Source organism: Aphanothece hegewaldii CCALA 016 (assembly GCF_003007785.1).
Lineage (GTDB): Bacteria > Cyanobacteriota > Cyanobacteriia > Cyanobacteriales > Microcystaceae > Chroococcus > Chroococcus hegewaldii.
The window spans coordinates 1-8,928 of the sequence record NZ_PXOH01000066.1 but is presented as its reverse complement, the minus strand read 5'-3'; the positions used below and the strand labels follow the sequence as shown (position 1 = coordinate 8,928).

Genomic DNA, 8,928 nt, shown 5'->3' with positions numbered 1-8,928 from the left:
ATTCCTTTCATTTTCCACTTCTCTTTCAGACTCGACCGTTCAGTTTGATTGGGAGGTAAGTTAGTCTAAACTCCAGTTCTAAGGGTGGCGACGATTTCTGATTGATTGCGATCGGTACGGGCAGCGCGTCTCATAATTTAGAGTCAAATTAATAATAGTCAGGACAAATCAGAGAAAATCAGGTGATTTCTCGCTTTAAGTTATAGTTTTTGCCTAGCTACTGAGTGTCGAAAACAGTTTCGGGCAGTCCGTTTTCTGCTATAAACAACCCGATTAACGCGCTCTCTAGCTTATCCTGTATGGGTTTCGGGAAAAAAGATAGGATAGAATCCCGAAACACAGCCCACCTCATATTTAAAATCTCAGATATAAATTCTTGCACCAGTTCCACAGGATTTAGTTCTAATAAAAGCCTAAAGTAAGAGGATTTAAACCAGTCTGGTGCTGGGTTATCAGGATTATAAGGCGACCTATTATAGTCTTCTATAGGCTGCCTTATATTTTCGACTAGCTCCGATAAGGTAACACCGGCGTTTTTGAACAATTGGCTTATAGCGGGCTGGGTTACCCCTACAACGTTAGCTATGGCATCTTGAGTAATTTTTATCCCCTGCTGTTGTAGCGAGTGAATGGTGTTCAAGATTGTTAGGCGTTTATATTGAGTTTCGTTCCCAGCTTCGGGGGTTAACTCAAACCCATGTTGGTTAATGATTGTGGCTCCGTATTCCTTGAGGAAATCTAAATCTAACCCTGAGTTAATGAACCAAAGATGAAATTGCTGATCTTTATATCTATGAGGACGCGGGCGGCCAGTAAATTGTAGAATTTCTTCTGAAACTAAATGAGCGTAGTATTCGTTAAAGGAGTCAAGCGTCCCATAAAGTGCGTAATAATCGTCTTGAACCGAACCCACATTAGGGTTCGGACTGCCTACAGCAATTAAATTTTCTAGCCCTTCAAAGTCATTAGAACCCCGATTATCGACAAACCAATACCCGCTCGCGCCTAACTGTTCTTGATAAGCTTTTAAAGAAATAATCGGAATTGAGTAGCCAGCATTTTTATTGATAGCGTCCTTTACAGCCATCACTCGTTTTAACGCGGTGTCACTATAAGTGCTACTACCTAAACCTTCAATCTGGATATTGTGGACTATTAAATTATCTAATGGTTTATTAATTTTTTGTCGAATTGAAATTATCGGACGCTCTAAACCTGAGATTTTTTGAAGCCGTTCCGTTGAGATTGTGGAATCGAGAAAAATTACTGACTTCATCGAATTTAAAACAGGTGAATAACTAGAACGATCATCAATCGTTAAAATTAACGCCTCGCCGTTTAATCTTGCTGCTATTCCTTTTTCACCATTAATGAATTTTAATAGGAAAATTAGGGCGTTAGGTGGTAAGTTCTCTAGATTTTCTTTAGTTTCTTGGTAAGCTTCTTTTCTAAAAATATTGTTACAAAGCTTGGCTAAAGATTTATGCTTTTTATAGTCACTTTTACTTAAGTCAACTCCATTGGGTTTAATAATAATTTCTCCTAAAAGCTGAATCTTATCTAGTTCGTCAATGATTTCGCCTGAGTTACTATGTGAGGCTAAAGCTGTTTTAAGAGATTCATTAGTTAGCCCATAACGTTTTTCTTCTTGTGTGTGGTTTTTTCGTGTTGCTAGGCTTTTAAGAGATTGGATTAGCCGATCTAAATATTGATAAGTAGAAGGTAAGACTTGCTCCCGTAGTCTGTCTGACTCAATTAAAATCTGTTCATAGAAACTTGTTAATTTCTTAGTTGGCTGCAAGCTTCTAGAAGGTTCTTCTAATACACCAATATCATTACTATAATCGTAATCTTTCTGTGGTGATGATTTAATATCTTCTCGAATTTTATCGAATTTTAAAGCCTTACTGCGTTGTTTTAGATACCAGCTTGACTGCGATTTACATTGACCTAAAATCGGACAAGTCTTACAAATTGGGTTAATTTCTCCTTCTTCGGTTTTCTCATTTGGGTTATAACCTTTATTAGCTAAAAGATTAAACCAATCAGCCCGAATACAATTACCTTTAATTTCTATAAGACTGGGGTCAGTTTCTTCGGTTGCTACTCTTAATTTCCTTTGCTCGTCACGATAAAATCCGTATTTAGAGCGTGGCATTAAGTCGGTAAATTCTTCTTCAATTAAAGGAATAGACGGGTTACGGTGGTCTTGGGAAATATACCAGATTTTACCAGATTCGTTTTGGAGTTGGGGAACGCCGTGACTTTTTCCTGCTCCCATAAAAGAGGAATCATGCACCGCGTAACCTTTATTAATAGCATCGTTGTAAATCCCTAACCGGTTTTTTGAATCAAACTCAATAATAGGTTTTCCACATTTCTCCCATTGTTCATGAGTCGGCAATCCTTCTTTTAAGTCGTACTTAATAACCTTTGGAGTGCTGACGATTTTTTGAGGATTTTCCGACTTAGAAGAACCTTTACCTTTTAACTTTTTAGTCCCTTCATTTAACCCTTGTTTAAAGCGATAAAGATTTCTTTCTAGTTTTTCGGCTTTCTCTATTTCCTCAAGTTCTACTTCTTTATCTAGATGTTGTTGGTAGAGAGCGGGGTCAGGTTCACCAATACTTTTTGATAAAGAAGCCTGTTTTTCACTTTCTGGTAATTGTTTCCACTGCCAAGCTTTTATACAGTTCTCTATCGCTTCATCTGGTAACGACGGTGTGGGATTACTACTGCTGGCACTTCTCCAAATCTGCTCGCGTTCTTTGTGGCTGATTGAAGGAGTACAGCGATCGCAGTATTCCTCAAATAAATCACGTTCGTTATCTGAGTAACGATAGCCAGTGTAGTTTAACCAATTAGCTGTAGCTATTAAATTACTGGCCAGCTTAAACCCTAAATGGTTCCGTCCTCCTTGCCCTGTACCACTGGCAATTAAAGCGCGATCGTCCTTTGAAAGACAAATCTCTAAGGGGAATCCATCAACGTTATTTAAGGATAGTTCCCGTCGCTGTTTAGCCGCTTCTAGTCGCTGTTTAATTTCCTCATTACTTACCGCTTCAAAGGTTTCTGACCACCGCGTCGCATCCCAAGTGGGTAATAGTTCGTCAAATAAAGAACGGTTGTAAACAGCATCACTGGCTAATTGAAGAGTTACAGGGAACTGCTCTAACCCTTTCTGTTGATGATAAAAGCCAGCTAGTCTTAACAATCGGCTTGGGTTGATGTTAGCAGGGTCAGCATCCATCTTTTGAATAAGTCGTTGTTGTAGCGCTCGCCAGCCATCGGGGGTTTGTTCATCCGTCCGATAATAATTGTGTAAACTGTTGCGGGTTTCAACGGTTAAGGATGGTTTGACAGGCAACCTATCTAATCGCTCCCATTGTTCATCCTTTGATACACCGTCGCATTCGTAGAAAAGAGCAGGACAACGGGTAATATCTTCATCCTTACGGCCACCTGCATTGACGACTAAATAAACGCCATAACCTTTCTTATTATGACTTATAAGATATTGATAGCCGTCGTTTGTTGTAAATTTTTCACCGCCCCCTTTTTTTTGTGGAAGAAGGCGAGTAAAAGTAAATCCTTGCTCTTTTATAGTCAAATACCCATCGAAGAGATAAAGCTTGTCGGCTTGAATATCAAAACCCTTGCCAGCGATACAACGGATGTAAACGCGGTCTAAGGTTTGATATCCCAGAATTTGAAGTTGTAGTAAGGTTTGGGCAATTCCGAATGGAGGTAAGTTAGTCATCGCTTTGACCCCCTACCCGACGTGTCCAGACCAGTTGGGAGCCGTGTTTGAGGCAAACTACCTTTGCATGGTTTTTTTCCTGTTTGAAAAGATATGCCTTCTTTTTACAACGGGGACAAAAGAATTGGGGGTTAAAAGTATTCAGGAACTCGATAGGGTCAGACGCGGGTGATATAGCTTCGGCAATCTCAAGACAGGCACTAAAATCGTGATCTGCGATCGCCCGATTCAACCCATAACAAGGTGGGGATTTTTGGGAATTCGGAGGGCTAGGAAATAAGCTTAAATCTTTATGCTGTAGGGCTTTAGCTGTGGTATAATTTGTTTTAGCAACTTGCTCTTGAAAACCGTTAAAATTTAAAGAATCTAACCTCTCTTTATCTGTCGAAGGATTACAGTGCCTACGGGTTTGGTATACGATAGTATTAGATAACGTTGTTGGCGCAACGTTAAAAATTTTATTTTTCATTTTTCTTTCGCTGTTCTGAACAGCGTATAGTTTTTAAAACCTCATCAAAGCTTTAACTTTGATGGGGTATTTTTATTTTACGGCTTTAGTTCGTAGTCCAAAACAGTTCGTTGTACAAACTTACGGATAAAACTGCTAGGGTTGCTGTTTTTCTCCCTAACTATCTGCAAAAACTTTTCGTAGTCCCCTTCTCCTACTCGGCAGTGAAGGGAATATAAAGCAGAATCTTTTTCTTGCGCTGGACGACCCATAGCTTTTTAGTAGTCAAAATATTTATAATGTTAACGTAAATGACAGGGGGTTTGTGCGAGTTGATCGAATTTTTTTTCTCAAGTCGCTCTAGCACTTCTAGCCATGTAACACGAAAGAAAGATTAAGCTCAAAATGAATCGCTAGAGATTCAGAATACGCGACCGCAATCCACTATGAAATTTTTTAGAATTAATAATTTTAAAAAAAATACTGAGATTTATTTTAATTTTACTTAACTATTAATCCATTTAGATGAAAACTAAAAACTACTTTATTTGAACCTAGTAAAAAAGGTCGTATTTGAGCAAAGATTTGAGAAAAATCAAGCGAGAAAATCAAAATTAATTGTTTCTTCTCTTCTTTAAAACACTTGTACTGCTTGTACCCATGTTTTTTTTAGAAAATTTTAGATACAAGAATTAGAATTAAAGAGCGATCGCGTTTCCTACACGCAATCCTAATAAATCATAGGTTAATAAACTGACTAGAACATTCATCAGGATCTATATGTAAATATCTTTCCGTAGTAGTCACACTTGAATGTCCTAAACTAGCCTGTACAAGTCGCACATTAGCACCATTTTTCAAGCTATGACTAGCGTGTGAATGTCGTAAAAAATGGGGTGATATCTTATCGGATAAACCAGACATTTCAGCACATTTCTTAACCATCTTGAAAATACTCACTCTGCTTAACCGAGTTTGTGACCGTGACGTAAACATATAAGGTAATTTAGGATGAGGTTTTAGGTTCAACAACATCATTATAACTGACTCAGGTACAATCACAGTACGGGTTTTATTTCCCTTACCATAAACAGTTAACTTACCATTCTTTAAATCACCCCAAGTTAACTCACTCACCTCACTCACCCTTAAACCACAGCCATACATCAAAGCTAAAATCACTTTATCACGATGATTTGATGTGGCATTAATTAACAGTTTAACTTCTCTCTCATCTAGGATTCTTTGAGCTAAATCATCTTTTACTTTGGGAGTTTTAATTAACGCCATGATGTTGTTTTGAAGATAGCCAACAGAAAAACAATAACTGTATAGACTTTTAATGATGAGAATTTTATCTTGAACTGTTACAGGTTTGTAAGTCATCTTTAAGCGATCGCACCAAAGATTAAGATCTTCAATCATCACATCAGACAAAGGTTTCCCGATGAATTCTCGAAACTGTTTAGCTGTAGAGTAATAACTAACCTTAGTTGTTTTTGCTTTTCCTGATAACCAGCTTAAAATAATCTCATCATCGTTAGTAGCATTGGTTAATACTTGTGTACCTTTTGGTGTTAACATAAGTTAATATTTTGTAAACGCGGGTGGTTTTAAGAAAAGGTGGCGTGTAGAAAGGCCACCCAGAAACGAATTAATTACATCAATTAATTTCCGTTGCGTTCACTATCACGACGAATTAGGTAATCAACAATTCGGTCTAATCTTTCAACAGCCGCCGCTAAAGATGCTATTTCTTGACCCGATCTGACGGCATAATCTTCTACTGTGTTGGATAGTCGCTCTACCGTCTCTAGAGTAGTTCTTTGTGTTTCGGTAAGGGTTTGCTGACTCTGTGCTAATTGAGATTGTCGTTCCCTCAGTTCCACTAACCCACTAGCAAAGGCTCTCATTGTTTGGGTAATCTCGGAGAGAGCCGCATTTATTCCTCTAATAGATTGGCTATGCTCAGAGACAGTTGTTTCAAGCTGTTGTATTCTTTCTTCTGACATTTGGTACACTTCCTATTAGGCTCAAGTTTTTTGATGTCCCAAGCGAGTTCGTACCTCGTTTGGGACTAACCATATTATCTGTCAATTTGATTCGTTGACTTCAAACTACGGGCTAAAGAATCCGACCAATTCCAGAAATCAGTCAAGTATTTTTTTTCTCTTGAGGCGATCGCCATTACCAAACTAGCTTTAATATTTTTCTTTTCGGGTTTGGCTCCGATCTGAGCAATCGCTTGTAATTCAACCATTTTCATCTCAGCTAGGGGTAAGGGAATATATTTAACCTTCCATTCATAATCTAGGTAAAATCTTTCTTTCATGGCTTGAGGTAAGTTACAGGGCGTGTGAGAGATGAGCCAATCTAAGATATCTTCTTTGGTTGTCATGCGTTTAACGGGATGGTCTAGGGCAAGGGTAGATGATGGTATAGATACTGGTGCTGGTACAGTTTCGCCTTCAAACAAGTTGTACAGCGCGGTTGATATCAGTTGTTTAGTTTCTAAAGCGTGGAGAATGAAGAGTACGATCGCAATAAAAATCATCATGTTTTTGTCATGCACGTGTAGGTGTAGCGACTGTAGTTCTGAGAGTGAAGCGAGTAAGTGAAAGCAACGAGATGTCACTTTCACTTTCAGAATTAGAAATTATTCAAAACATCGACAGAAGGCAGCATTAAGGCGTGTCTGATTTTGTCTGCTTGTTCTTGTTGGCCTTTGTTGTAGCCATCGGTTAAGCCCGAATTATAACCATTCACAAAGGCGTGTAAACGGGTGATTTTCTCACATTCATCTAGGGTTATAGGAACGGCAAAAAAGACACGATCGCCTATACAGAAACAAGTGAATTGATCATCATCGATCATTTGAAAGTCAGTAGCTAGTATCATGACCGACCTCCAAAGGAACACGCTTGGTCTTCTGCTTTGGTATAAGTCAAATGAAGCTGGCAATAAACGATCACACCAAAACGACGATCGCCGTGTTTACATTCGCCGCAGTTGATTTTTGGTAGAGTTTGATGTTTCATTGGTATTACCTCTTATTTAGTGGTCTAGGCAGTTGTTTGATTGGAGTCTGGCAACTGCCTTGTTATCCGTATTATATCCAGATACTATTCCAGTAACCATCCGTATAATTACGGATATAAACAGATAGTATCAGGATAAAGAGGATTAATAATATCCGTTTATCTATCTGTAAATTATCCTGATACTTGGGTATCCTGAAAATATCCCTATGATTTACAGATAGAAAAAATGGCCAGGATCGATTTAAGAATTGATGATGAATTACTGCTTAAAATCCAAGAGATAGCCAAAGAGCGGTTTAAGGCAAAAGTGCATCATATCTCTAAAAACCCCGAAATTACTCCAACCTTGATTAAGCTGATCGAATACGGAATAGAGCATTTAGAATCAGGATTAGATACGGATAGTAATCGGGGTAGCTTACCTGATAGTTATCTGGATCAAATTTCGGAAATCGTGTTACAGAAAATTACCCCGAAATTACCCGTATCTAATCCTGATAATCTCGATGAAATTAAAAGCCAGTTGGCTGAATTCGATAAAGCTTTTCAGGGATTGGGTAGCACCGTTCATGACCACGTTCAAATGTTAAGTCAACCTGTAGCTAGTAAAGAAGATTTAGAAACGGCGATCGCCTCCCTACAAATTGAGATTGAGGGGGTAAAAAAGCAATAAGCCTATCCCAGTTGGATGAAGTAGAGGATAGGCTTAATGACGACGACGACAACGATGACCCATCAGATAAAAGTATCACCAAAGCATCTTTAAACCCCATTTTTAATGATGAGGGATTATCAGTTGTTTTTTTAGCCAAAAAACTTAAAATGAGCCGTCAACACATCGAATATAAACGGAAAAAGGGAACTTTAGAGGCTCTTGGGTATACAGCCAAAAAAAAGGGTAGCCGATGGAAATATTACGAAATCGCTACCTAAAACAAAAAAATTCTCCTTGGATTCAATCAAGGAGAATTAACCTATTTATCTGTTTTACTGTTGCTTTTCTGAATATCTTGTTTTAAGAAGATGGTTCAAAAATGCTTCTATTTCATCATTGCGCTCGCCCCAATTTGATAAAGTATTGTCATAAACTTTGTTATAAGTTTTGACAATATCTCTCTCTTGTTTTTCTAAGATTGCATTTAACAAATCCCACGTGTCCCAATGTTCTGTTAGAAGAGAGGCTAATTCATTACCTCTTGCAGCGATTTCACGAGACAGAAATTGAAGATGCAATATTAAATCTTTTTCTAACATCCAGCTTCTTAATTCCCTTTGAATTATTTTTTCGTTTAAATCATCATTTTGATGGTTTACTTTATTCTTTTTTGTTTGACATTTCATGTTACTTACTCCTTATAGGTCAGACAGTTGTCAACTGCCTTGTTATCCGTATTATATCCAGATACCATTCCAGTAACCATCCGTATAATTACGGATATAAACAGATAGTATCAGGATAAAGATGATTAATAATATCCGTTTATCTATCCTGATAGTTTACAGATAAAGGGAAATTTTTAAATATAAGCGATCGCCTATTCGTCAAAAAAATCTTTTGCAGCCAAATCAGTACGGAAATGACAACCAATCAAAATAAGCTAGTGGGACTTAAACGAGAAACCAGAGGAAATAAGGGTAGAATAATTACTATGTAAACGTCTCACGTTAAATTGATTGCC

General features: G+C 37.9%; 10 protein-coding genes. 2 read left to right on the top strand and 8 right to left on the bottom strand.

Going from position 1 to position 8,928, the window contains the following annotated elements; all coding sequences use genetic code 11:
* Positions 1–217 precede the first annotated feature (217 nt).
* The 7 genes from C7H19_RS24460 to C7H19_RS26020 all read right to left on the bottom strand — a co-directional run bounded on the left by C7H19_RS24460 (position 218) and on the right by C7H19_RS26020 (position 7,246).
* Complete coding sequence (locus C7H19_RS24460; RefSeq protein ID WP_106459520.1) at positions 218–3,760, bottom strand: hypothetical protein; 3,543 nt, start codon at positions 3,758–3,760, stop codon at positions 218–220.
* Complete coding sequence (locus C7H19_RS24455; RefSeq protein ID WP_106459519.1) at positions 3,753–4,229, bottom strand: hypothetical protein; 477 nt, start codon at positions 4,227–4,229, stop codon at positions 3,753–3,755. Before C7H19_RS24455 ends, C7H19_RS24460 begins: the two co-directional genes overlap by 8 nt.
* A 717-nt stretch (positions 4,230–4,946) precedes the next feature.
* Positions 4,947–5,792, bottom strand: coding sequence for a tyrosine-type recombinase/integrase (locus C7H19_RS24450; protein ID WP_106459518.1), 846 nt, complete (start codon positions 5,790–5,792; stop codon positions 4,947–4,949).
* 83 nt (positions 5,793–5,875) lie between these two features.
* Positions 5,876–6,220 carry a hypothetical protein gene (locus tag C7H19_RS24445; protein WP_106459517.1) on the bottom strand — a complete coding sequence of 115 codons (345 nt, stop codon included), beginning with the start codon at positions 6,218–6,220 and terminating at the stop codon, positions 5,876–5,878.
* A 74-nt stretch (positions 6,221–6,294) separates the two neighbouring features.
* Positions 6,295–6,843, bottom strand: a complete 549-nt coding sequence (locus C7H19_RS24440) for a hypothetical protein (RefSeq protein WP_146136586.1) — start codon at positions 6,841–6,843, stop codon at positions 6,295–6,297.
* A 14-nt stretch (positions 6,844–6,857) separates the two neighbouring features.
* A complete protein-coding gene (locus C7H19_RS24435; RefSeq protein WP_106459515.1) occupies positions 6,858–7,106 on the bottom strand; it encodes a hypothetical protein in 249 nt (82 codons plus the stop codon).
* The gene (locus tag C7H19_RS26020) at positions 7,103–7,246 is read right to left on the bottom strand and encodes a hypothetical protein (RefSeq protein ID WP_181280736.1); all 144 of its coding nucleotides are present in this window, start codon (positions 7,244–7,246) and stop codon (positions 7,103–7,105) included. Before C7H19_RS26020 ends, C7H19_RS24435 begins: the two co-directional genes overlap by 4 nt.
* A gap of 229 nt (positions 7,247–7,475) precedes the next feature.
* Here C7H19_RS26020 and C7H19_RS24430 point away from each other — a divergent pair, with 229 nt between their 5' ends.
* Both C7H19_RS24430 and C7H19_RS24425 read left to right on the top strand, forming a co-directional pair.
* Positions 7,476–7,922, top strand: a complete 447-nt coding sequence (locus C7H19_RS24430; RefSeq protein ID WP_106459514.1) for a hypothetical protein — start codon at positions 7,476–7,478, stop codon at positions 7,920–7,922.
* Between the two features lie 11 nt (positions 7,923–7,933).
* Positions 7,934–8,182 carry a helix-turn-helix domain-containing protein gene (locus C7H19_RS24425; protein WP_106459513.1) on the top strand — a complete coding sequence of 83 codons (249 nt, stop codon included), beginning with the start codon at positions 7,934–7,936 and terminating at the stop codon, positions 8,180–8,182.
* A gap of 54 nt (positions 8,183–8,236) precedes the next feature.
* Here C7H19_RS24425 and C7H19_RS24420 read toward each other — a convergent pair whose 3' ends face one another.
* Positions 8,237–8,590: a hypothetical protein gene (locus tag C7H19_RS24420; RefSeq protein WP_106459512.1), complete on the bottom strand. Its 354-nt coding sequence runs from the start codon at positions 8,588–8,590 to the stop codon at positions 8,237–8,239.
* Positions 8,591–8,928: the final 338 nt, after the last annotated feature.